Origin of the sequence: Terriglobus aquaticus (genome assembly GCF_025685415.1) — a bacterium.
Lineage (GTDB): Bacteria > Acidobacteriota > Terriglobia > Terriglobales > Acidobacteriaceae > Terriglobus > Terriglobus aquaticus.
On sequence record NZ_JAGSYB010000001.1, the window covers coordinates 3,053,971 to 3,077,774 of the forward strand.

Genomic DNA, 23,804 nt, shown 5'->3' on the forward strand with positions numbered 1-23,804 from the left:
ACACCCGACTAGGAGTCATCATCAATGGAGAAGGCTGCATGTTGCACGAAGATGTAGTTATAGACCGACACTGTGACGGCAATTGACCACAAACAAGCAGCGGAATCGGCTTATGCCTGCTCCAATGCGGAACTTTTTACCAGTTCACGCTTCGGGGATCGGCAGCCGCCCACCAGCTTCTCGAAAGGTGGCCCACCCACTTCTGCGGGGCCCAAGAATCGCAGTCTGCGACGTCGGCTGCACCCATTATCAGCACAAGCCCGCTCCCAAGTTGCGCCAGGCACGCTGACCCACGGGCATACAATTAAGTTGTGAGCCTTGCCGCGCCCAGCTTCAGCAGCACCGAGCTGATTCAGATCGACCTGTCGCCGCGCAAACCCGAGCGGAAGCCAGAGTGGCTGAAGGCGCGCGCTCCCATGGGCGAGACCTTCCACTCGCTCAAGCGGCTCACTCGCGATCTGGGCCTGCACACCGTGTGCGAATCCGCACATTGCCCCAACATCGGCGAGTGCTGGAACCACAAGACCGCCACCTTCATGATGTTGGGCAATAGCTGCACACGCCGCTGCGGCTTCTGCGCGGTACCCAGCGGCAAGCCCGAACCCATCGATCACGACGAGCCTCGTCGCGTCGCCTTTGCCGTTGCCTCGCTCGGCCTGCAGCACGCCGTCATCACCAGCGTGAACCGCGACGACGACAACATGGGCGCCGGCCGAGCCTTCGTCGAAGTGATCCAGGAGATCCGCCGCCAAGCCCCTGGCTGCCAGGTCGAAGTGCTCACGCCCGACTTCCAGGGCACCGAGGACGCGATCCGCATGGTCGTCGCTGCCTGCCCCGAAATCCTGAACCACAATATTGAGACCGTGCCGCGTCTTTACCGCGTCGCCAAGTCAGGTGGCCGCTACGAACGCTCCATCGGCTTCCTGCGCCTCGCCAAGGAACTAAACCCGAACCAGGTCACCAAGACCGGCATCATCGTCGGCATGGGCGAAGAGACGCACGAACTGCTCGACGTCTTCCGCGACCTCGCCGCCATCAAGGTCGACATCCTCACCATCGGCCAGTACCTGCGCCCGTCCAAGGACCACATCCCGATGAAGCGCTACTACACGCCCGAGGAGTTCGCGTTCCTCAAAGAGGAAGCGCTGCGCATGGGCTTCCGCCACGTGGAGAGCGGCCCACTCGTCCGCTCCAGCTATCACGCGCACGAACAGGCACAGAGCACCGGCCTCGCGTAAACAGCACAGCACCTCACCGAAGTGGGATTGCCTCCAGCCATTGCTGGACTAGCATCAACGCCATGAGGACTTCGCTTCTTCTACTCGTCGCAGCATCCTTCGCCACGGCCGGCGCACAGCGCCGCATCGAGCCGCCCAACTACGAACAGCCCTCGCACAGCGACGTCGTCCTCGCCGGCAACCAGATCCGCCAGACCGTCACCTGCACCCACGGCAACGCCGTCTACGTGCAGGGCCAGTGGAACGTCGTCGAGGTCGGTGGCGACTGCCGCTTCGTGCGCGTGCAGGGCAACCACAACCACCTGTTCGTGCGCAGCAAGAGCCCGATTCACGTGGAAGGCAACGAGAACCTGATCGAAGTCACGGATGCCGACACACCCTTCAGCGAGCGCGGCGAACAGAACCGATTCGAACGCCGCGGCCGCTGAGGCCTGCCTGACTCTGACCCGCGCGAAGCCAGCTTACTGGTGCTGCAGGACGCCGGTGCCCGTGTCGCTGCACGCCTGCGTGTTCCCCGTTAGCGTGTAGCTGCCGATAGTCAGCGTTCCGGCGTTCGGGTCATAGGTGCCGCTGGCCGACACGGCAGCTCCCGTGGTGCTGTCGGTGTACTGGAACGACACTGTGCCGCCGGAAACCGTAGAGCTCGTCACCACCGTCGAACCCAGGCACGGGTTCGCCGCAAACGTGGCTGAACCCTGCAGGCTGTAGTTCCCGTTGGGGTCGGGCGCGCTTGTCTGGGTCAACTGTGCCGAGACACCAAGGTTGCTGCCGCCGGTCGACGTAAACGTGCCCGTGTATGTTCCCTGGATCGGCTGGTACTGGGCCGCGATCGCCGGCTGCACGGCAAACCCGCAGCTTCCGCCGGCAACGCCGATCTGCGCGGCCTTCAGGGTGCGCGAAGCCGCGTCATAGCTGCCCCGCACCGTCAACACACCACCATTCGCAAACTTGGAAGAGGTGAGCGTCAGGGTTCCGTCGGCAGCGGTGCTTCCGGTCAGCGGGATCGCGACCGTGGGTGAGACGCACAGCGTGGACGCCTGCTGCGACGGCAGCGCCACCGCATGCACCACGCCCTGGACCGTGCTGGGCAAGGCGCCGCCGCCGGCCTGTATCACCTGCAGAGATCCGGTGAACGCCGCTACCTGCGACTGCGACGCTGGCTGCGCCTGGGCGGCAAGCCGCCAATTGCCAGTAACGGCGGCAGAGGTGGAGCCCGTGCCCAGGCCGGCACTGCCACCGCACCCGGTCAGCAGGCTGAGAAACAGGGCAGGAACAGCGACAATCGCGGCTGAAGAGATGGAACGCATTGGTGAAAACTCCAAGGAGAAACTGATCGGGCTAGACGCAAAGTAGGGAACCCGGTACGTGGTGGTCAATTGCCTACACGCGTCAGAACACGCCTTTTCTCGTTCTCTGCAACGGAAGTTGCATGCATTTGTTCACCGCGCTTCCAGCGCATTCCATGCCATGTACGCTGGGCGCATGTTTCCAGGCGCCTTTGCCAAACGCGTTCGCTGCTCTATTCTCGCCCTGCTGCTGGCCTCTGCCGCGTTCCCGCTGGTCTGCGCGCAGGATCGCTTTGCGGGCGAACCTGTAGCGCGCGAGATCGACCCGGCCATTGCCCGCGTGCTCGCGGAGACGCCCGCCATCGACAACCATGCTCACCCGCAACTGGCGCCGCCAGCGTTCAGCACCGACCGCGGCTTCGATGCCCTGCCCGTGGACAACATGGCCCCTGAGACTGACCCCCTCGGTTGGCGCGACACGTTTCCGCCACTGAGCCATGCCTGGAAAGCCTTGTGGAACTTCGACGGCACGCCCCCACTCACTCCTGCGCAGCAGACGCAACTGGAAGCAGCACGCGAACGCGTCCGCACCCGCGAAGGCGAGCATTATGCGCAGTGGGTGCTCGACCAGGCCGGCATCGGCACCGAACTTGCCAACCGCGTCAACATGGGCGCGGGTGTGCAGGCGCCGCGGTTCCGCTGGGTGCCGTATGACGACGCCCTCCTTTTCCCGCTGGACGACACCGCCCTGCGATCTACGCCCGATCGCCAGCAGTTCTTCGCCCTCGAAGACAAGCTGCGCGCCACCTATCTGTCCGCCGCAAACCTGCAGCACCTGCCACCCACGCTCGACGCGTATCTCGCCCAGGTCGTCTTGCCAACGCTGCAACAGCAGAAGCAGGGCGGCGCCGTCGCCATTAAGTTTGAACTCGCCTACCTGCGCGAATTCGGCTTCGAAGATGTCTCGCAAACCCGTGCTGCCGCGATCTACGCCCGCTTTGTCACCGCAAACAGCCCCGCGCCCACGCCAGTCGAATACAAGCCGCTTCAGGACTTCCTCTTTCGCGCGATCGCACTCGAAGCTGGCCGCCTCGGCATGGCCGTCCACCTGCACGGCATGGCCGGCGGCGGACGCTACTTTTCCATTGCCGGCGTGAACCCGCTGCTGCTGGAGCCGCTGCTGAACGACCCGCGCTTCGCGGGTACCAACTTCGTTCTGCTGCACGGCGGCTGGCCCTACGTGCGCGAAGCCGGCGCCATGCTGCAAAAGCCGAACTTTTACCTCGACATCTCGCAGGAGGCGCTGCTCTTCTCGGCGCGTACGCTGGCCGGCACTCTGCGCGAGTGGCTGGAGCTCTACCCCGAGAAGGTCCTCTTCGCCACCGACGCCTACCCGTACTCGCCCGCCAACGGTTGGGAAGAGGCCGAGTGGTACGGCAGCGGCAACGCCCGCACCGCGCTCGGCCTGGCGTTGACCGGCATGCTGCACGACGGCGTCATCACCGAATCCCGCGCCGAGGAGCTCGCCCGCATGGTCCTGCGGTCCAACGCGGAGCACCTGTACCGTCTCTCGCCGCAATGACCCGCCCAAACAACCCCGCCCGCACCGTCGTCCACTAAACTGAACAGGCCGCGCAAACGCGCCAAGGAGCACCACCGACGATGGCATCGCAAATGGCGAACATCCCCGCACTGAAGGAGCTGCAGGGCCAGCTCACCACTCGCATGAAGAAGGCCGTCGAGGACTTCCGCTCGAGCCTGCTTGCCGCCCGCACCGGTCGCGCCAGCGTCCACATGCTCGACAACATTCGCGTCGACTACTACGGCTCGGAGATGCCGATCAACCAGCTTGCCCAGGTCACCACGCCCGAGGCGCAGCTCATTCTTGTGCAGCCCTTCGACCAGGGCACCGTCGGCCTCATCGAAAAGGCGATTCGCACCAGCGGCCAGGGCTTCAACCCCATGCACGACGGCAAGGTCATCCGCGTTCCCATTCCACCCATGACGGAGGAGCGCCGCAAGGAAGCCGTGAAGAACCTGGCCGGCGTCCTCGAGGACCACAAGACCTCCATCCGCAACATCCGCCGCGACGGCAACGACGCCATCAAGAAGGCCGCCAAGGACAAGCTGATCTCCGCCGATGACGAAAAGCGCGCCACCGAAGAGACCCAGCAGATGACCGACGCCGAGATCAAGACCCTGGAAGACATGTTCAAGGTGAAGGAAAAGGAACTGATGACCGTCTGACACTCTTGTCATCCGTAGAGAGCACAGCACCAACAGGAAAGGGCACAGCTTCTGGCTGTGCCCTTTCCTGTTGTGACAACGTTGGCCTAGAACAGGATCTTGCCCGAGAACTGGTATTGCCTCGGGAAGTTCTGCTGCGTCGATCCAACGGTGCCGTATCCGGAGTACGAGCCCGGCGCTCCCGGCAGGCCCTTGCCCGTCGGCGTAATCGCCTGGTTCACATTGCCGGTATCCGGTCCGCCGAAGATGGGGGTGTTCGTCGCGTTGAAGGCCTCGGCCTTGAACTGGAACCGCACGCCTTCCGTGATGACGAACTTCTTCTCCAGGCCAAACGCCTCCTGGGGTGCGTTCGGCGTGCGTACCGCCGTGGTCAGCGGTGCCTGCGTTACCGCGGTGTACTCGCTGAAGTTGGTGAAGCAGCCGGGATTGCTGTTGTTCAGGTAGCTGGTGTAGCTCTTCTTCGCCGCGGTGATCTGGTACGTTCCGCAGTTGTAGTTGGAGCCGTTCGGAAATGCGATCGGCAGACCGGCGTAGTCGCTGAGGATCCAATCAAACTGCCAGCCTCCGATCGCCGCGTCCAGAAAGCGATTGTCATTGTTCAGGAACGCAGCACCACGGCCGAACGGCAGGTTGTACAACCCGCTGACGGACACATTCCACGGCCGGTCCTGGCTGTCGACGCCATAGAACGGATACGGATCGGTGATGCCATTCGCGTTGTTGTTCAGGAACCCAGTAGCAGACATCAGCTTCGAAAAGGTGAACGACGCCAGCACACTCACTCCGCCCAGCCGCGATCCGTTGCCGCTCAACCGCTTCTCTGCTTTCACCTGCAGCGAGTTGTAATTGCTGTATCCCTGCGGGTTCGTGTACTCGTACAGGTCGCCGCCATACTGCGGATACGGCACCATCAGGTAGCGCGCCGCCACGGTCTGGTTCTGCCCCAGGAAGGTAGTGTTCGGCAGTACGCCATAGAACGGGTTCGCCACCTGCTGATCCAGGTAGGAGTTGTCCGCCTGTCCACGCGCAATGTCAGCCGGGCTCAGGCCGTTCAACTGCTTCGACGCGCGCAGGTGATAGGTGTGCGCTCCGAAGTAGTCCAGGTTGAACACGATGTTGAGCGGCATCTGCATCTGCGCACCCAGCGTCCACTGCTGCACGATGGGGATCTTGCGATCCTGCGCGTCGAACTGCAGGCCGTTGCCCGTCAGTGCCAGCGCGCCGTTGCTGGTTCCGGCGGGCGCCTGTGCTCCGTTGGGGAAAGGATTACCGTTCCGGAAGAACGTGTTGGGCGTGCGACCGTTGTCGACCGAGTAGTTGTACGGCGTCGTCTGGCTGAACGGCGACGCGCCGCCCAGTTCAATGCCGAACGCCTTGCTCAGCGTGTATCCGCCGTGGAAGACGATCGCGTTGTTCGGAGCAAATGAGAAGCCAAGCTTCGGCTGCCAGAAGCCCGTGTTGTTCAGGTACGCCGGCGTGTTGTCGGACGCGTAACGCACCGCGCCTTTGATCGGGTTCGCAATGTGTGCGCCGTTCGGCAAGACGCCGCCCGCCGGGTACGTGATCATGTTGGTCAGAGGATTGGTCGCGTCGAAGTCCACGCCGGCCAGCAGACGGTTATGCCGCTCCCGCGGAGACCGCTCCTCGTCGTACCGGATGCCGGCATTGATCGCCAGCTTGCTCGACACCTTCCAGTTGTCCTGCAGGAAGAGGCCCCAGTAGTTGTAGCTCTCGTACGGTCCGTTCTGCCACTGCACGCTGCCGCTGGCCGGCAAACCCAGCAGCGCCGATGCAATCGCCGAACCGTCCTTGTTCCCCACCGTGTAGTTGTTCTGCGTGAACTGCGTGGAGAAGCCAAACGTTCCATTCGGCTGCCCGGCGCTGCCTGTCACGTCGTGGTACAGCGACACCTCGCCACCATAGTGCAGCGAATGGTTTCGAATCGTCTGGGTAATCGACGGTCCCAGGTCGTACGTTTCAAAGATCGTCGCCCCTACCGTGTTGCCGACGACCGTGTTGTAGTTGTCGCCAAAGCTGAACTCCGGCGCCAGCGACCGGCTGGTGGTTGGAATCGCCGGCATCGTCAGGCCCAGGTCCGCGGGTGACAGGTTTGCCAGTCCCGCAGCGACCGCTCCGTCGGGCGACGGGTTGCTGTAGCGATTGTACGAAAGGCGGACGTCGCTCACGATCGAGTTGCTGAAGGCGTGCGTCACGTCGATCACGCCCGTCCAGTCGGATCGCTGGTTATTGATGTTGCCCTGGATCGCCGGGCCGGTGAAGCCGTTGCCGTTGCGGTACTCCTGCCCGCTCCAGAACGCCACCAGCGCGTAGAACTTGGTGCGGTCGCTGAAGTCGTAATCGAAGCGACCGATGGGCATGTTGTAGGTGTAGCGGTCCTTGCCGTTGAACACGTAGTTCGACAGGTAGCCCGGCCGGTTCGGCGCCGGGAACAGTTGCAGCACCTTCACACCAATCGCGCTAATGCGGCTGGCGGGAATGGTGTTGTTCGGGAACTGCAGGCGGCCGTACGTCGCGCAACCGCCGGCCGTGTTGCTGGGAACCGCGCAATAGTTCGTCGCCGGATCGAAGATGCCGTTGGTCTTGCCCACCGCGGCCAGATAGTTCGTCAGGTTCACACCACCGCCCGCGCTGCCATTGGGCAGCATGTCGGCCGTGGGAACCTGCGTGACCACCGGTGCGGGCAGCACCTCGCGCCAGCCTTCAAAGCTGAAGAAGCCGAACGCCTTGCTGCCGCGCCACAGCGGACCACCGACCGTGCCACCGAACTGGTGCCGGTTGTGGAAGCTCTTGGCCTCGTTCACCTGGTTGGACTGGTACGTGTTCGCCTCGAAGGCGGAGTTTTCCCAGAAGTCGTAGGCGGTCCCGTGAACGTGGGGCGTTCCGTTCTTGATGATCGTGTTGATGATGCCGCCGCCCGCGCGCCCGTACTGCGCGTCAAAGGTAGTGGTCATCACCTTCACTTCCTGAACGGCATCCACCGATGGCGCAATCGTCCATGTGCCCGAGGGCCCGCCGCTCTGGATCGAGATGGGTCCCCCGTTCAGCAGGAACTGGTTCGTTGAACCTGGCTGGCCATTGATCGAGTAAGCGTTATTCGTGTCCCATCCGCGGTTGCCGGAGAAGCCACCCGCTCCAAACTGGGTCTGCGTGAACACCACGCCGGGCGTCAGTTGCAGCAATTGGTAGACCTGGCGTCCATTCAGCGGCAGGTTCTGCACCTTTTCCGGATCGATCACCGTGCCACCGGACGCATCCGTAGTTGCCAGGTTGAACTGCTCGGTCGATACCGTCACCTCATTCGCGGCCGCGCTCACCGACAGCTTCACCGGCACATCGACCGTGCCCGAAACCTGCAGCGTCACATTCGGGAATTGAGCCGTCGCAAACCCATCGGCGGTCACGCTGATCATGTACGTGTTGGGCTGCGCGTAGGGGATCACGAAACGGCCCGACCCGTCGGTCTTCACCACATAGGTCTGCTCGCCGCTCTTGGCCGTGACCGACGCTCCGGGCACCGCCGCTCCGGACGGATCGGTCACGGTGCCGGAGAGGGTGCCGCGATATTCCTGCGCGTACAGGGGCATTGTGAGTGCCACGGCACTCAGGGAAAGGACACAAACAGATCGACGCACGGTGTTGCCTCCAAGAGGGTTCTGCTGCTGCAAGGTGAGGAGAGTGCACGGACGATCTGATCGGCTCGTCTCTTAGCGCTTTCACGGATGTGGCAGACACGCTGGCTGAGTACACGCGCTGCAGACAACGCCGTACGGCAAAACGCCAGCAAGGTCCGGCTCAGCAAAGCATTCGCTTTTCTGACCTGGGCTGTGGAAACGTTTCCAGACCGAGCACGGAATGAGTCCGCACACAGCCGTCCTACACGGATACGATCTGAGAAGCCGTGTCGTCAGAAGGCGTTGTCCCGACGAACTATGCCTGGTAACGCCACTTTGCGTCACCACTGTAACAGGCGAGCAACCCCGAAGTACCCAGGTCAGGTTACTCCCTCGGCGTCTCCGCTGATCTCTTCGCTACCCTTCCAATTCGCGGCCCTGCGGCTTTCCCGTTACACTAAGCCGGATTCCATATGAGCTGGTTCAAGCGGCAAAGCAGCCCCATCGCGCCCGATTCGCACACCACTGACGAGCGTTCCGTCCGCACTGAAGGCCTTTGGGTCAAGTGCCCCTCCTGTGGCAAAGCCATCTTTCGCGCGCAGCTCGACGAGACGCAGCAGACCTGCCCCTACTGCGCTTACCACTTCAAGCTGGACGCCCGCAGCCGTATCGCTGCCCTACTGGAGCCCGGCTACCAGCTCGTCGACCTCGAACTCCGCTCCACTGATCCGCTCGACTTCTGCGACCTGAAGCCCTACAAGCGCCGCCTGGCCGAAGCGCAAAAGAAGACCGGCCTGAACGACGCCATCGTTAACGCGATCGGCAAGCTGGGCGAGCACGACGTTGTGATCTCCGCCATGGAATACGGCTTTATCGGCGGATCGATGGGCGCCGTGGTCGGTGAGACCATCGCTCGCGCCGTGGACCGCGCCCGCGAGTCCCGTCACCCGCTCATCATCGTCTCGGCCTCCGGCGGAGCCCGCATGATGGAGGGCATTGCCTCGCTCATGCAGCTCGCCAAGGTATCGGCCGCGCTGGGCCGCCTCGCTGATGCCCGCGTCCCCTACATCAGCCTGATGACCGACCCCACCACCGGTGGCGTCACCGCCTCGTTCGCCATGCTGGGCGATCTGAACATCGCCGAACCCGGCGCCCTCATCGGCTTTGCCGGGCCGCGCGTCATCGAGCAGACCATCCGCCAGAAACTCCCCGAGGGCTTCCAGCGCTCGGAGTTCCTGCTGCAGCACGGCTTTCTGGACGCCGTCGTTCCCCGCCGCGACCTGAAGCCCTGGCTCGACCAGGCGCTCACCTGGCTCGGCACCCCGGCGAAGTCTTAGCCGTCCCGTTCCGGAACGCCGAACCACGCCAGCCTGTAGGCATCTTTGTACCCATCTCAGTCCATACGGCGTAACCTCGTTTGCGCACACGCCCGAAATGGGCACCTATCGTTGGCATGGCTCACAGGGGCCGGTTGCAGGCGCAACCAAACCCGCCGCCGTGGGTCTAACCCGTCATACTGCTCGGCCATTTTGCATTCTTTTGTTTCAGGGACAGCGACATCTATGAAGACGTCTTTCCGTAGCGCCTCCGCCCTTCTGCTAACCGCATTGAGCGCTGGCCCACTCCTTCACGCGGCCGTGCCCAACCGCCTCAGCCGGACCGCGGCAGCCACCGCACCGCAAGAGCTGCCGCAGGGCGTTTCGCCCCGCGTCAAAGCCAGCACCCGCCTCGGCCACCTCAATGGCGATACTCAACTCGCGTCCATATCGCTCGTCCTCGCCCCGTCAGCCGCACAGAGCGCCGCGCTGGACCAGTTACTCGCCGATCAGCAGAACCCGGCTGCGCCGCGCTATCACCAGTGGCTCACGCCCGCGCAGTTCGGTGCCCAATTCGGCGTCTCCGACGCGGACCTGCAGGTGCTGCAAAACTGGCTGACCAACCAGGGCTTCCAGATCACAGAAGTAGCGCCCAGCCGCAATCGCATCACCTTCTCCGGTTCGGCCGCCACGGTCGAAGCTGCCTTCCACACGGAGCTGGACACCTTCCGCCGCGGCGACCAGCAGTTCTTTGAGAACGGCACCGCGCCCCAAATCCCCTCTGCCCTGCAGAACGTCGTGTCCGCCATCACCGGCCTGTCCAGCTACCGGCTGCGCCCCGCGTTGCACCGTGTAGTTTCCGCGAACTCCGGCAGCCTCGCCGGGCAGCGGCCGAACAACACCTCCGCCACCGGCAGCCACTACGTCACGCCGTGGGATTTCCGACAGATCTACAACGCCAACGGCCTGTTCAACTCCGGCTACACCGGGAACGGCATCAAAATCGCCGTGCTCGGGCAGTCCGCCGTGGACCTGAACCAGCTCACCTACTTCCAGCAGCTCACCGGTCAGACGCCCAAGGCGCCCACCGTGGTTCTGGTTCCCAATACCGGCGTCTCCACCGCCTACCAGGGTGACGAGACGGAATCGGAAGCCGACCTTGAATACGCCAGCGGCGTAGCACCGGGTGCATCCGTTACCTTCGTGTACGCCGGCAGCGCGACAAACGCCGACGTCACCACCGCCCTGAACTACGCCATCACCAACAATCTCGCGCCCATCCTTACCTACAGCTACGGCGGTTGCGAAACGGAGAACTCGCTTGCGGCCCTGGTGGGGCAGGAGGCTGCGTTTCGCCAGGCAAACGCCCAGGGCCAGACGATCCTCGTCTCAGCCGGCGACACCGGCGCAGCAGGTTGCGAGGACGTGGGCGTGACCACCGCCTACGACGGCCTGCAGGTCAGCTACCCAGCCAGTTCGCCCTACGTCACCGCCGTCGGCGGTACCCAGTTCAACGACACCACGAACGGCAGCACGTACTGGAGCGGCTCCAACAACGGCCAGTACGGCTCCGCCATCGGCTACATCCCGGAATCCGTCTGGAACGAGAACTCATCCGACCCGCTCTCGGCCGGCGGCGGCGGTGCCAGCCGCGTCTTCGGCAAGCCCAACTGGCAGGTCGCCAACGGCGTCCCGAGCGACGGCGCGCGTGACATCCCTGACGTCAGCTTTACGGCTTCCGAGCACGATGCCTACCTGATCTGCACCAGCGACAGCAGCTTCGTCAGCGGCAGCTCGACGGGTGCCTGCACCTCCACCGCCTTCGGCATCGGCCGGGTCGGTGGCACGTCGCTTCCCACCCCGGCATTTGCCGGTGCCTTGGCGATGATTCTCAGCGCCAACAACAACACCACCGGCATGGGCAACCTGAATCCCTTGCTGTACAGCCTGTTCGGCACCACTCCGTCCGTCTTCCACGACATCACCAGCGGCAACAACAACGATCCTTGCGCGACCGGCACCCTGGGCTGTGTCAACGGCACGCTGGGTTACAGCGCCGCGGCAGGCTACGACCTTGCCTCCGGCCTGGGTTCGCTGGATCTGGGTGCCTTCAGCGGCAACTTCAACACCACGCTCGCCGTCACAGGCCGTACCCCCACGCTGGCGCTGACCGTCACCACGGCGAATACAACGAGCATCACTGTAGCCGTTCGCGCCAGCAGCAACACCTCAACCACCGTGCCCACTGGCAGTGTCACGGTTTCGCTGGATGGTGGCAGCCCACAGACAGTCGCCCTGGGCAGCATCCCCGTCGGTGGCGCCACCGGAACTCCTGGTTTGGCTACGGTGACATTCACCGGCACTTACGCCACTGGAACACACACCATCAACGCCACCTATGCGGGCGACACCAACTTCAGCGGCGCCACGGCTTCCACTACGCTTTCGGTCTCCACAACCAACGGCGGACTCACGCTGGCGGCGACCCCGACCACGGTGACCATCAACAGCAGCACCGCTCACTCCGGCACCTGGACGCTCAATCTCACCTCCATCAACGGCTACAGCGGCATCGTGGGCATCAACCAGCCCGTTGCCGCCAGTGGTTCCAACCTTCCCACGGTCGGCTGCTTCATCGGCCAGGGCGATGTCGGTATCGCTGCCAACGCGAGCGTGTCCACGACGATCACATACTCCTTTAGCTCCGTAGATTGCTCGGGTGCGAACGTGATTAAGGTCTTCGGCGACACGCGCAAAGCTATCGCCGCAGCCCGCAAGACCTCCCCACTGTCCGGAACTCATAACCTGCCACTGCTCGCGGTTAGCTTCACCGGCCTCCTCGGCTCGGCATTCCTCCGCCGCAAACGCGCCTGGATGACCGGTCTGCTCGCGCTGGCTGCCATGGCCGGCACCTTCGGCCTGTCTGGCTGCGGTTCCGGATCCGCTCCCCTCTCCACCACGACCACTGGCGGTAGCGGCACCGTCAGTGCTCCCAAGGGAACCTACAACGTCGTCTTCTCCGCCTCGGACTACGTCAACAACAGCCCGTCCGCGACCGTCAACGTGACTCTCGTGATTCAGTAAAGCCGCGAGTTCACGAGCCGCTTTTCGGAATCGCATCAACAAAGGCCCCGCGCTATGCGGGGCCTTTCTGTGCGTCTGGGAGGCATCAGATCAACGTTCGAGTCGAAGACGCCACACAGCTCGCAGGTCGCTGAAGCCTCTCTTGCTACGGCGCGTTGGTTCCATCCGTCGCCTGTCCGCGGCGGCCGCGTGTCTTCGTCGTCAGCTTACGCAGAACGAACTCCTGCAGCGTGTTGTTCACGCAGTCGCCCGCGATTGCCAGAAACCCGTTCTCCAGGGTCAAGCTGGCGCCCTGCCGATCCTTTCCGACGGCGTACAGATTACTGATCGCACCCGACCCCAGGTCGCCCAGCATGCCGGAAAAGTTCACCTGCTGGTGCCCGTTATCGCCCCGCGTCACAAACGCCCGGCTTACCGCGTACCAGAGCCGCGACCGCGTCGATCCCGTTCCACGATAGAAGTACCGCGGGTCCTGCCGAAAAATCGTGGGCAGAATCGCTCCGCCCAGGAACGTTCCCGTGACCACGTTGCCCACATTCGCGCCGAACCGGCTGCCGTACCCGGCCGCGCCCTGCCCATATCCGGGCAGGCTGTTGTTGGCCTGCTGGACGCCCGCGATCAGGCCAGCCAGCACAAAGTTCGCGGGGTCGACGGCCGTGTGTGCCGCCAACTGGAATTTCTGCCGCGGTTTCAGCGGCACCGCCGTCCACTGGTAGCTGACGAAGAAGTTCGGAAACACGCCCGCCATGCGCTGGTGCTCCTGCAAAGAGACCTGTGCCTGCGCGATCTCCGCCTGCGTCGCCACCACGTTCACCGACTCGTTCGTCCCGGCGATCTTGAGGGTCACATCCTTTTGCAGGACTTCGCCATTGTCCAGCATCTCGCCACCCACGGCGAGCGGCGAAAACCCGGGCATGGTCACGCTCAGCACAAACTGCCCGCACGGCACGTTGTCCATCAGGTAATCGCCGTCGGCGTCGCTAGTGGCTGTGCGTTCCCGCACCTTGCCTTCATTCAGCAGCGTCAGCGAAGCTCCCGGCACGATGCCGCCGTCGGAACCCTTCACCTTGCCCTCAAGCGTGCACAACGGAACGGTTTGCGACACCTGATCCGGCGCTGCCGGCAGCGCGGACGGGCCCGAATCAATTACTGCTGTCGTCTGCACCTGACCAGACGCCGCAGCGCACACCAGCAGCCCGCCTGCAGCCGCGCATGCCAGCGCCGCTGCCGTCGATGGAGATCGTCCCGGCTCGCGCCGCTGCAAACTGTCGCTCATGACCCGTGCTCTCACCGACGAATACCGTCGCCGAAAGTTTCCGGGCTACCAATAACTTTCACCGTGTTACGAACTTGGATGCAAGCTGGCGCAGAACAGCAACTAGGCAGTCCAGCTCTAGCGAACCACGCCTGCCTGCTCGCCCGAAGCCGCAGCCGCTGCTTACAGCCAGCCCTTCGCGCGAGCCATGCGCGCCGCCTCAATCCGGTTGGCCGCACCCAGCTTGCTGATCGCCTCCGACAGATAGTTCCGCACCGTGCCCTCACTCAGGCGCAGCGACCTCGCCAGCTCCGCCGTCGCCTCCCCATCGCCCGCCCGTCGCAGGATTTCGCGCTCGCGGTCGCTCAGCGGGTCAGGCTCCGCGTTCCATATCTCTGCCGCCAGATCCGGGTCCACCACGCGCAGGCCGCGATGCACCCGCCGCACCGCGTCCGCAAGCTCCGCGCTCGGCCGGTCTTTCAGGAGGTAGCCTGAGGCGCCCGCATCCAGCGCACGGCGCAGATACCCTGGCCGCGCGAACGTGGTCACGATCACCACCCGCGTGTCGGGGTACAGCTCCCGCACCCGCGCTGCCAGCTCCAGCCCGGTCATCTCCGGCATCTCGATGTCGGTCACCACCACGTCTGGCCGCAGCGTGGCCATCGCGCGAAACGCCTCCTGCCCGTTGCTCACGGAGCCGATCACCTCAATGTCCGGCTCAATGCCCAGCAGCGCCGCCAGCGCACCGCGCACCATGCCCTGGTCTTCCGCCAGCAACACCTTGATCTTGCTCATCGCGCCGGCTCCTCAATCTGTCCCATCACCCCATCCAGCACGCGCTTCGGCACCGTTGCATGCTCCGCCGCCAGCGCCGGATTCACCGCTGCGGTTTGACGGACAGGCAGACGCAGCTCTAAGGCAGTGCCCTTGCCATCCCGCGCCGGGCTTACCTCGACCGACCCACCCGCCTGCTGTACCCGCTCACGCATCCCCCGCAGCCCATTGCCCTCACAATTCCCGCAGCCCACGCCATCGTCTTGCAGCCGCATTCGAAGCGATTTGCCGTCGATCTCCACCCGCAGCATCGCCGAGCTGGCATGCGCGTGCCGCACAATGTTGGTCACGCCTTCGCGCAGCGCCAGGCACAGCACGTTGGCCTCGGCCGGAGCCAGTTCGAGCGGCTCCATGCTCACGGTCAGTTGCACACCCGCGGCCACCAGCGCCCGCCGGGCGCGCTGCACCTCGGCTGCAATGCCTTCGCTGCGATAGCCCGTCACCGCCTCGCGCACCTCGGCCAGCGCCTTGCGCGCGGTCTGTTCTACCTCCTGCATCTCCTGCGCCGCACGTGGCAGGTCGATCGGCAGCAAGCGGTTCGCCAACTCGCTCTTCATCGCGATCAACGTCAGCGTATGGCCCAGGAGGTCGTGCAGGTCGCGGGCGATCCGTTCCCGCTCGGCCACCTGCGCCAGGTGCTCAATCTCGTCGTTCGCCTTGCGCAACTGCCACGACGCCCGCTCCTGCTTGGTATAGGCGAAGTTGCTGAAGCCGACCACGAGCGAGAAGAAGATCGCCATCGCAGCGGTCCACCACTGCAGGTGGAAGACATAGGCCTCGATCAGGATGCCGATGGATTGCGCGGTCAGGATGGACACATAGGTGCGCATGCTGCCCGTGACAAACGCCAGGATGACGATGGGGTAAACAAAGACGCCACACGCACTCTGGTTGAACGGGTAGTAGCCAAAGGCGAGCATAAACATCTGCGCCAGCAGAATGCGTTGGAATCGCCCGTGCGTATTCGGAATGGCAAAGTACAGCGCCAGGAACGCGGCGTAGGTGATGCCGAAGGAGAGCCACTTGTCCCAGGAGTGCTCGTAGATCGGCTGGATCACCCAGAAGCCCGTGTACAGCAGCGAGACATACCGCATCATCCGCGCCGAGCCCGACGAATTCTTCCAGAACTCCGTGCCGGACCCTGCCTCTTTGGCTCCGGTGCGCCGTTGCGAGTCCGCCTGCACTGCCGGATGCGGGCGCTGCGCGGCCGTGCGGTTCTGGGATTCGGCCGTATCCATCGTCTCTACCCGGGCGGGCTCCATTGCTACCCATTGTGCGACCGGCGGCCTTCGGGCGGAAAGGCCGATGTCTCACTGCCCGCACATGACATCTGTCATTCGGCCCGGCCGACGAGTTTCAGGCCGGCCTGTTGCGGGCTTCCTTGCATCCAGTTCCGGCCCACAACGTCCACAGGCTGGCGTCACCTGTGGACGTTGCGGAACACCCGGCTTTTACTCAGCCCACCGACGGAGCCTGTGCATTCCGCTGGACACGGCAGGCTGCTCGAAATGAGGGTTCGGACCTGTTTCCCCACGCAAAGCCGCACCGTTCCTTCCGGCGAACGCGAAAGCCCTGTGGAAACCGTGCATCCTCTGGGACTCCGCCGCACCGGGCCGGCCGAGGACACACAGGGTTCACACGGAGCTGCACCGGATTTAGAAATCGCGACAGGATCGCAACCAGCCGTGCTGCTGTCACTTGCGACGACTTTCCACATTTCCGGCAACAACGATGACGACTACGAGACATATCTCTCTGAAGAGTTCCTGATCTTAGAAACCATCCTCGCGAAGGCCGGAAGTCGTGGCTTGCCAATGGCAACTTTGCGATCTCCGCCAGAGTCCGGTTCTCCACTGCACGCGTACCGTTTTCCCCACCCCTGGGACCGGCTACCATGAAGCTGGTAGAGCGGCGTTCCAACCGCGTCGGCGCAGTGTTACCCTTGCTCACACGCCACAGCGCAGCGGGGTCATCCGGCACCCGCACAGCCGCACCAAACGGGAGATCCGCACCATGTCCACCTTTGCCACGTCGCCCGCTGAGGACACCAGCAGCTCCGCGCAGCCGCCCGTCGGCCCTCTCGACATCACCGTCTCCCGCGCCGATCTCCTGCGCGAGCTCACCGCGGCCCAGTCCGTCGTCGAGCGCAAGACCACCATCCCGATCCTGTCGAATTTCCTGTTTGAGGCCTCGGACGACCGCCTCACCATCACCGCGACCGACCTCGACCAGAGCCTGCGCACCAGTTGCCCGGCCAAGGTTAAGAAGCCCGGCGCCTGCACCGTTCCCGCGCGCAAGCTGTACGACTACATCCGCCTCTTGCCCGAAGGCGAAATATCCATCAAGCTGCAGGACAACCACTGGGTCCAGATCCGCAGCGGCCGCTCCAACACCAAGATGGTCGGCATGGCCCGCGCCAACTTCCCGCAGGTGCCGGAGTTCCCGGCCGTGGGCGCGACCAAGATCGCTGCCAGCGCCCTGCGCAGCATGGTCGCGAAGACCATCTTCGCCATCTCGTCGGAGGAGTCGCGCTACACCCTCAACGGCGCCTTGCTCGTGCTCAAGCCCGAGTCCATGGCCATGGTCGCCACCGACGGCCATCGCCTGGCGCACATCGAGCGCCTGGGCGAGTCGCTCTCCGGCGTGACCGGCGAGAAGAAGACCCTCATCCCGCGCAAGGCCCTCGGCGAGCTCTCCTCGCTGCTGGCCAACACCACCGCGGCCGACGAGTCCGCCGACTTCCTCGAGTTCGCCGACGACGACACCACGCTCTTCTTCCGCATGGGCGGCCGCGTTCTGACCAGCCGCAAGCTGACCGGCCAGTTCCCCAACTACGAAGCCGTTCTGCCGCGCGACAACAACAAGTTCGTCATCGTCCGCACCGAGGACCTGATGGGTGCCCTGCAGCGCGTCGCGCAGTTCGCCGACGAGCGCTCCGGCGCGATCAAGATTCGCCTCGAACAGAACGAGCTCCGCATCTCCTCGCAGTCCACCGACTCCGGCGAATCTGAGGACATCATCGAGACACCCTACAACTACGACCCGCTCATGGTCGGCTTCAACTCCAGCTACCTCATCGACTTCCTCAAGGCCGTCGGCAACACCCCGGAAGTCCGACTCGAGTTCAAGGACTCGCAGTCGGCTGGCCAGATGCGCCCCGAAGACGGCAACGAAGACCAGAAGTATCGCTACATCCTCATGCCCATGCGCATCTGACCCGCACCTCAGCACCAACACAGAAGCGGTGGCCACAAGCCACCGCTTTCGCTTTGCCGGAACCGCCAATCGAACAAGGGTGGTCAGTGATCGGTGATATCGCCTTGCTGCAGCGGCACATAGGCGCTGCGTTCAAAGACGCGACCACGCTTTACGGTGATCACGACGGACTTGAGATTGTCCAGATCGAGCAGCGGATCGCGAGACAGGACCACCATGTTGGCGAGCTTGCCAGGAGCGATGCTGCCCATCTGATCGGACTGTCCGGTGGCGCGGGCGGCGATGGATGTTGCCGACTGCAGAACCGCTGCCGGTGGCATGTCTGCCTTGTCTTTGAGTTCGGAAAGCTCGTGGAAGAGATCCGGCCATGGGTCGCTGGCGGGGCTGACGTTATCCGTACCGGCGTCGATAAGCACACCTGCCCGATAAGCCTGGCCAGTGATGGCTCCACCCAGAACATCGTTGCAGGTGCTCGGTGGCAAAGGCGGTGATGTGCCGGAATCATCCGCGTCAGGGCTGTACGCCCAAACTGTGGCATCCAGAACCGTGCCGCGCCGCTTCATCTCCGTGAACAACGCAGCGAGAGCGGGATTTTTGCCCTCGCGAAAGGCTGCGAAGTTTGGAGGCGGATGAGGATCGGTCCAGCGAAGGCTATGCGTCTCAGGCTCGCGCACAAGCAGGCAAGCATGCGAGATGGCATCCACGCCGGCAGCAACGACCTCGGACGGCCTCGCTGGGTACAACGTTGCGTGCGCCCAAACCTGCAATCCTTGGCGGTGCGCCTCCGCAGTGATCCGGGCGGCCAGTTCAGGGGTGAGGTCGCCGTAGAGCTTGATGGCATTGGCATACGTGCCGCGCGCCTCTGCCACTGCCAGCGGTAGGTCGGTCGTGGCGGTGATCGCCTGCATCCACGGAACTCGCCCGGGCTGCCCGCCTGCGGATACCTGAATAGTCCGCTTGTCCGTGAAGAAATCCGGTCCCGCCATGAGCGCTGCGTAATAGATATCCGGGGCGGGGATCTCGCCCACCAGACTGGCGCGCGCAAGGTCTCCAACAGCCCGCAGGTCATCGGCCATGTCCCTTACCGCGGTGACACCGCCGTACAAATCACGCCGCAGCACGGCCTCAGCCTGGCGACGATTCGGCGGTGTGGCGAGATGCACGTGAGCATCGATCAAACCCGGGATGACAAACCGTCCGGCAAGCGGCACAACCTTGGCCGTCGAAAGCAGGTGCGGATCGAGATCTACATCCGGAAAAACCCTGACGATGCGCTCACCCTCAACGAGGACGTCCATGTTCGCCCGTGGAGGTGTTCCGTCGCCGTCGATCAAAGTGGCGTTCCGGAACAGAACGGCTCCTGCCTGAGGCGGAGCAAAGGGAGCCCTGGCTTCCTGGCTAAAAACGGAGAGCGGTGTGATCCAAAGTGCCAGGTTGAGAGCGCAGCGAAGCGCCCAGCATCCGCGTAGACTGAGCGCCTGGATCATGGACGCGAGTATAGCCCTCGTCTAACATCCCCAAGCCCACGCATACTAATTTTCCTGCGCCTCATACAAACTTCGATCGCAGATACGCCCGCACCGGCTTGTCGTACAGAACCATCACCAGATACGCAAATGCAGTGAGCAGCAACGTACCCGCAACCACGATTGCTGCCAGGTGCGCCGCATCCGGCTTGTGGCTTGAGTAGAAATCGCCAAAGCTCCAGATGACCGCATAGTGAGTCATGTACAGCGGGTAAGAGATGTTACCCGCAAACTTACAAAGCTTCTCTGCCCGCGGTCCCAGAGTCGCCCCTGCACCCAGCGCCACCAGCAACGGAAAGTACACGAGAATCACTGCCGCTTCGCGCAGCCATCCGCCCGTTGCATACGGCATCACAAACGCCAGCACAAGCAATACCGACAGCGAACCAAAGCCGAGCCTGCTGCGAACGATCCACCTGGACCGGTACACCAGCAGCCCCGCCAGAAACGAGAAGCTGACGCGAGCGCCGCCCGTCCAGAACGTCTTGCCGTTGAACCCGGCCCACAGATTGCCGGCGTTATGCCCCACACCGCACAACACAATCGCAGCGGCGACGGTGGCCACGATCAACCAGGATCGCCGCAACCGGAACAGCACGATCCCATACACCACGTTCGCCACATACTCCCAGAACAGCGACCAGGCCGGCGAGTTCAGGCTGAACAGGCTGTATCCGCGCTCGTGCATCACCGGGTACGGAATCAGCAGCACCGACGTGACAAACATTGTCGCAACCTTGCCTGCGCTGTAGGCGAGCGCGCTCGTGCGATTCGGATCCCATAGCAGCGTCAGCAATCCCAGCACCGACCCGAACACCACCATCGGGTGCAGCCGGATCAGCCGCACCTCCAGAAACTTCTTGAGTCCCATCTGCCGGATCCGGTCGTCGTACGCGTAGCCGATCACGAACCCGGACAGGCAAAAGAAGAAGTCGACCGCAAGCCAGCCGTGCCCGATCCAGAGCACGTTGTAGTTGTAGATCGCCATCTCCATGAAGTGAAAGACGACCACCGCCAGCGCTGCTACGCCACGCAATCCATCCAGCGCCAGAAAGTGCTGCTTCGTCTTTGTGACCATGCTGGATCGTTTCACATCGGTGTCGCTTATGCGGCCAACCGCTTCAGCCCAGGCGACGCGGAAGCCGGGCAGCCATTACTCGCCGATCAGGTGCAGCACGATCTCGCGCCGGTGCGGCCGGTCACGGTGTTCGAACAGGTAAATTCCCTGCCACGTTCCCAGCGCAAGCCGACCGCCCACCAGCGGGATCGACAACTGCACCGAGGTGAGCGCCGTCTTCAGGTGCGCCGGCATGTCATCCGGTCCCTCGCTATCGTGCTGGTACGGCCCGTTCTCCGGAGCGATGCGTGAGAAGTAGTTCTTCAGGTCCACGCGGACCGTTGGATCCGCATTCTCCTGGATCAAGAGCGACGCCGACGTGTGCCGGCAGAACACAGTCAACAGCCCCGTCTCCATCTCCTGCTGCCGTACCCACTGCGCCACCTGCGACGTCATCTCATACAAACCCTGCCCCCGCGTCGCCACCTCAACCTTGTGCACTGCCTGCTTCACATCACCCTCCAGCCGCCCTTGTACTGCCTCAGGCTAAAACAAGCTCACCGTGCAGCCGGAGTTGCCGCGCTTGTCAGGAACAGCCTGCTGCACCGGGGTGCGCCTTGCGGCACACGCAATCCAGGCAGCCGTGCTCGGCACAACTGCCGCAAGTGCGAAGCAACTGCTTGCGCAATGCAGCCCGGGCCCGGTGAACGCGTACGCCCGCGTTGGAAGCGGTGAGGTTGCGCTGCTCCGCGAAATCCTGCACCTTCTGCTCGTTCAGGTCCACCTGCCGGATCGCGTCGGCGTACTCCGGCTTCAGGTCGTCGACCACGCTGGAAAGGCAGGCACACACATCCCTCTGCATCTCTGGGGAGGGCTGTGCCGCTCCCTCCATCTCGCGCCCCCACGCGGTCAGCGCCTTGCTCTGCGACTGCGCTCGACGGTAGTTGTCGATCACGGCATTGCGCAGCAGGCGATAGAACCAGGCCACCGCAGACTCACCCGAGTCGAACTCGTCGCGATGCTCCAGCGCGCGCACGTAGCAGCTCTGCAGAATGTCTTCCGCAGCCGCGGCATCCGGCACACGGCGCCGAACGAACGCCAGAAACAGCGCGCGCCGGCTCAGCAGATGCTCTAACGAATCAACAGGCATAACGAAGGGCATTCAGAACAGCAACCAGAGAGGGCTTCAGACAGGGAATTACAAAGGGCAGGCATGGACCGGATCCACGCCCGCCCTCTGTTCAGCAGCACTAGTCGTGTTTCTCGCAGGGGCAATCCACACACTGGCAGTTCGCTCCGCAGGGACAGTTGCACTTCATGGCTCTTCTCCTCCTTGGGACGCCGATGAGCGTCTACCTGTTAGAACGCACCAACTGCCCCCGTATTACACCCTCTGGCAAAATACTTACGCCAATCCCTCGGCCCGCGCCAGTAGCATCAAAGCGATGACTTCACCTCGGCTTACCGCTCGGAAGCGGCGCTGCCTTCTTGCACTCACGATTGCGTTGGCAGTCCAGACCGCGGTGTCCCCTGCGCAGCAAAGAGTGCTACCGCCGCGGGCAGAAGACGCCTTGAACCACGCGGGGCAACTGTTCGTTTCATCCGATCGCTCCGACGCCCTCTCGATCGCGATCATCAAGGCAGGGCAAGTCGAGTTCTTCCACTTCGGCACCACGGAACCCGGCAAACAGGTCAGGCCCACGAACAGCAGCGTCTACGAAATAGGTTCCATCACCAAGCTGTTTACCAGCCTGCTGCTGGCGCACGCCGTGCTCGACGGCAAGCTCGGTTTAGAGGACGACATCCGGCGTTACCTTCCGGGCGAGTACCCAAATCTCAGCTTCGGCGGTTCACCCGTGCGCATCATCGACCTTGCGGACACGACCTCCGCCTTGCCCGATAACCTGCCGGACTTTCACGCGGTTACGGCGCACGTACCGGAACAGGACAAGGCTTTCGCCCTCGCGAAGGCTCTGAACAGTTACACCGAAGCAAACATGCTGCAGGATCTTCACACGATCTCGTTGCAGGGAAAGCCTGGCCTTGAGCCCAGGCATTCCAATCTTGCCGCAGAACTGCTCGGCTACATCCTGAGCAGGGTCTACGGAGAGTCGTTTGCGACCTTGCTTCGCGCGAAGATACAAGCACCACTTGGCATGGGCAACGGCGTGCGCGCCGACAGCCCTGCCCGCATGGTGCAGGGCTACGATCTTCATCACGTTGCTATGCCGCAAAGCAATCAGAGCGCCGTTCTTGCCGCCGGTGGTCTGCGCTTCAGCGTGGCAGACATGGCTAAGTTCCTCCAGACAGAACTGGCGCCTGCAGCAGAGCCCATCCGTCTGACGCAGAAGCCTGCCTTCGGCAACGTGGAGACCGGTGCCGTGGGCCTGGGCTGGCAAATCAGCCGCAACGTGGAAGGTGCGCTCAAGCTGAATGCCTCCGGTGGAACGTTCGGCAGTGCGAGCTACGTCGAACTCTACCCAGAGCGAGGCTACGGCATCGTGCTGCTCGCAAATCGATCCGGTGACACGGAAGAACGCCTCTACCAGCTCGCCGACACACTCTTTGCAGCCGTGGAAGGTACTCCAGCGCTGGATGCGCTCAAGGCCGATCTGACAAGGACTCATTACGGCGACGTGGACGGCTCCGTGCAGCGCACCAGAAGCCGCTTTCCTCGCTTGACCTTGTCCGAAGCGTACGTCAACAACTGGGGAGGCGGTCTGCTTGGCACAGACCCAAAGGCCGCATTGGCACTGTTCCAATCCAACGTTGCGCGCTGGCCACAAAGCTCTAACGCCTTTGACAGCCTGGGCGAAGGGTATGCGCAAAACGGCAAGCCAACCGAAGCGATCGCCGCCTACCGCAAAGCTCTGGAGCTAAACCCCAAGAACCACGAAGCCTCGGACTCGCTTCGTTCACTGCTATCCCACCAGTAACGCAGAAGATCAGCTTCCGACAGCGGCGTTTAGCGGGACCGGTAGCGAAGAAAGTATGCGAACATGCGCTCTAGCCAGTTCCTTCTTGTGGCAGGTAGAAGTTGCAGTTCGCGTTTGACCGGCTCGGGAACTGCGAGGCTCGCCAGAGGGTGGTCGCAGTTTTGGGGTCCAAGGCGG

General features: G+C 63.4%; 17 protein-coding genes. 8 read left to right on the forward strand and 9 right to left on the reverse strand.

What is annotated here, in order from left to right:
- Window positions 1-311: 311 nt before the first annotated feature.
- Together lipA and OHL12_RS12705 are read left to right on the forward strand one after the other, a co-directional pair.
- Entirely contained in the window at window positions 312-1,238 is a 927-nt protein-coding gene (gene lipA / locus OHL12_RS12700) for a lipoyl synthase (protein ID WP_263414187.1), read from the forward strand.
- 62 nt (window positions 1,239-1,300) lie between these two features.
- Window positions 1,301-1,666 (forward strand): DUF3060 domain-containing protein, encoded by a 366-nt coding sequence (locus OHL12_RS12705; RefSeq protein ID WP_263414188.1) that lies wholly within the window; start codon window positions 1,301-1,303, stop codon window positions 1,664-1,666.
- 33 nt (window positions 1,667-1,699) lie between these two features.
- Here the strand turns inward: OHL12_RS12705 and OHL12_RS12710 are convergent, their stop codons facing one another.
- Window positions 1,700-2,545, reverse strand: a complete 846-nt coding sequence (locus OHL12_RS12710; protein ID WP_263414189.1) for a hypothetical protein — start codon at window positions 2,543-2,545, stop codon at window positions 1,700-1,702.
- Between the two features lie 175 nt (window positions 2,546-2,720).
- Here OHL12_RS12710 and OHL12_RS12715 point away from each other — a divergent pair, with 175 nt between their 5' ends.
- Window positions 2,721-4,106 carry an amidohydrolase gene (locus tag OHL12_RS12715; protein WP_263414190.1) on the forward strand — a complete coding sequence of 462 codons (1,386 nt, stop codon included), beginning with the start codon at window positions 2,721-2,723 and terminating at the stop codon, window positions 4,104-4,106.
- 80 nt (window positions 4,107-4,186) lie between these two features.
- Entirely contained in the window at window positions 4,187-4,771 is a 585-nt protein-coding gene (gene frr / locus OHL12_RS12720) for a ribosome recycling factor (protein ID WP_263414191.1), read from the forward strand.
- A gap of 86 nt (window positions 4,772-4,857) precedes the next feature.
- Here frr and OHL12_RS12725 read toward each other — a convergent pair whose 3' ends face one another.
- Window positions 4,858-8,388 (reverse strand): TonB-dependent receptor, encoded by a 3,531-nt coding sequence (locus OHL12_RS12725; RefSeq protein WP_263414192.1) that lies wholly within the window; start codon window positions 8,386-8,388, stop codon window positions 4,858-4,860.
- Between the two features lie 488 nt (window positions 8,389-8,876).
- Here OHL12_RS12725 and accD point away from each other — a divergent pair, with 488 nt between their 5' ends.
- Both accD and OHL12_RS12735 read left to right on the forward strand, forming a co-directional pair.
- The gene (gene accD / locus OHL12_RS12730) at window positions 8,877-9,740 is read left to right on the forward strand and encodes an acetyl-CoA carboxylase, carboxyltransferase subunit beta (RefSeq protein WP_263414193.1); all 864 of its coding nucleotides are present in this window, start codon (window positions 8,877-8,879) and stop codon (window positions 9,738-9,740) included.
- A gap of 225 nt (window positions 9,741-9,965) precedes the next feature.
- Window positions 9,966-12,803: a protease pro-enzyme activation domain-containing protein gene (locus OHL12_RS12735; protein WP_263414194.1), complete on the forward strand. Its 2,838-nt coding sequence runs from the start codon at window positions 9,966-9,968 to the stop codon at window positions 12,801-12,803.
- Window positions 12,804-12,948: 145 nt separating this feature from the next.
- On the opposite strand, the gene OHL12_RS12740 is transcribed toward OHL12_RS12735, so the two are convergent.
- The 3 genes from OHL12_RS12740 to OHL12_RS12750 form a co-directional block, all read right to left on the reverse strand.
- The gene (locus tag OHL12_RS12740; RefSeq protein WP_263414195.1) at window positions 12,949-14,079 is read right to left on the reverse strand and encodes a carboxypeptidase-like regulatory domain-containing protein; all 1,131 of its coding nucleotides are present in this window, start codon (window positions 14,077-14,079) and stop codon (window positions 12,949-12,951) included.
- Window positions 14,080-14,241: 162 nt separating this feature from the next.
- Window positions 14,242-14,853 (reverse strand): response regulator transcription factor, encoded by a 612-nt coding sequence (locus tag OHL12_RS12745; RefSeq protein WP_263414196.1) that lies wholly within the window; start codon window positions 14,851-14,853, stop codon window positions 14,242-14,244.
- Window positions 14,850-16,130 (reverse strand): sensor histidine kinase, encoded by a 1,281-nt coding sequence (locus tag OHL12_RS12750; RefSeq protein ID WP_263414197.1) that lies wholly within the window; start codon window positions 16,128-16,130, stop codon window positions 14,850-14,852. The genes OHL12_RS12745 and OHL12_RS12750 overlap by 4 nt, the downstream gene beginning before the upstream one ends.
- 775 nt (window positions 16,131-16,905) lie before the next feature.
- Between OHL12_RS12750 and dnaN the strand changes: the two genes are divergently transcribed.
- Window positions 16,906-18,108 (forward strand): DNA polymerase III subunit beta, encoded by a 1,203-nt coding sequence (gene dnaN, locus OHL12_RS12755; RefSeq protein ID WP_263414198.1) that lies wholly within the window; start codon window positions 16,906-16,908, stop codon window positions 18,106-18,108.
- Window positions 18,109-18,191: 83 nt separating this feature from the next.
- Here the strand turns inward: dnaN and OHL12_RS12760 are convergent, their stop codons facing one another.
- The 4 genes from OHL12_RS12760 to OHL12_RS12775 form a co-directional block, all read right to left on the reverse strand.
- On the reverse strand, window positions 18,192-19,442 hold the full coding sequence (locus OHL12_RS12760) for an amidohydrolase family protein (RefSeq protein ID WP_263414199.1): 1,251 nt from the start codon (window positions 19,440-19,442) through the stop codon (window positions 18,192-18,194).
- A 214-nt stretch (window positions 19,443-19,656) separates the two neighbouring features.
- Complete coding sequence (locus tag OHL12_RS12765) at window positions 19,657-20,712, reverse strand: acyltransferase family protein (protein WP_263414200.1); 1,056 nt, start codon at window positions 20,710-20,712, stop codon at window positions 19,657-19,659.
- Between the two features lie 75 nt (window positions 20,713-20,787).
- Window positions 20,788-21,204, reverse strand: a complete 417-nt coding sequence (locus OHL12_RS12770) for a secondary thiamine-phosphate synthase enzyme YjbQ (RefSeq protein WP_263414201.1) — start codon at window positions 21,202-21,204, stop codon at window positions 20,788-20,790.
- A gap of 73 nt (window positions 21,205-21,277) precedes the next feature.
- Window positions 21,278-21,853, reverse strand: coding sequence for a sigma-70 family RNA polymerase sigma factor (locus OHL12_RS12775; protein ID WP_263414202.1), 576 nt, complete (start codon window positions 21,851-21,853; stop codon window positions 21,278-21,280).
- 409 nt (window positions 21,854-22,262) lie between these two features.
- On the opposite strand from OHL12_RS12775, the gene OHL12_RS12780 reads away from it, so the two are divergent.
- Complete coding sequence (locus OHL12_RS12780) at window positions 22,263-23,627, forward strand: serine hydrolase (protein ID WP_263414203.1); 1,365 nt, start codon at window positions 22,263-22,265, stop codon at window positions 23,625-23,627.
- The last annotated feature ends 177 nt before the right edge of the window (window positions 23,628-23,804 follow it).

Excerpts from the sequence above, each read along its gene's own strand:
- OHL12_RS12775 (WP_263414202.1), bottom strand. The coding sequence starts at position 21,853 with ATGCCCTTCGTTATGCCTGTTGATTCGTTAGAGCATCTGCTGAGCCGG.
- OHL12_RS12710 (WP_263414189.1), bottom strand. The coding sequence starts at position 2,545 with ATGCGTTCCATCTCTTCAGCCGCGATTGTCGCTGTTCCTGCCCTGTTT.
- OHL12_RS12705 (WP_263414188.1), top strand. The coding sequence starts at position 1,301 with ATGAGGACTTCGCTTCTTCTACTCGTCGCAGCATCCTTCGCCACGGCC.
- OHL12_RS12740 (WP_263414195.1), bottom strand. The coding sequence starts at position 14,079 with ATGAGCGACAGTTTGCAGCGGCGCGAGCCGGGACGATCTCCATCGACG.
- OHL12_RS12750 (WP_263414197.1), bottom strand. The coding sequence starts at position 16,130 with ATGGATACGGCCGAATCCCAGAACCGCACGGCCGCGCAGCGCCCGCAT.
- OHL12_RS12735 (WP_263414194.1), top strand. The coding sequence starts at position 9,966 with ATGAAGACGTCTTTCCGTAGCGCCTCCGCCCTTCTGCTAACCGCATTG.
- frr (WP_263414191.1), top strand. The coding sequence starts at position 4,187 with ATGGCATCGCAAATGGCGAACATCCCCGCACTGAAGGAGCTGCAGGGC.
- OHL12_RS12715 (WP_263414190.1), top strand. The coding sequence starts at position 2,721 with ATGTTTCCAGGCGCCTTTGCCAAACGCGTTCGCTGCTCTATTCTCGCC.
- dnaN (WP_263414198.1), top strand. The coding sequence starts at position 16,906 with ATGTCCACCTTTGCCACGTCGCCCGCTGAGGACACCAGCAGCTCCGCG.
- OHL12_RS12765 (WP_263414200.1), bottom strand. The coding sequence starts at position 20,712 with ATGGTCACAAAGACGAAGCAGCACTTTCTGGCGCTGGATGGATTGCGT.
- accD (WP_263414193.1), top strand. The coding sequence starts at position 8,877 with ATGAGCTGGTTCAAGCGGCAAAGCAGCCCCATCGCGCCCGATTCGCAC.
- OHL12_RS12745 (WP_263414196.1), bottom strand. The coding sequence starts at position 14,853 with ATGAGCAAGATCAAGGTGTTGCTGGCGGAAGACCAGGGCATGGTGCGC.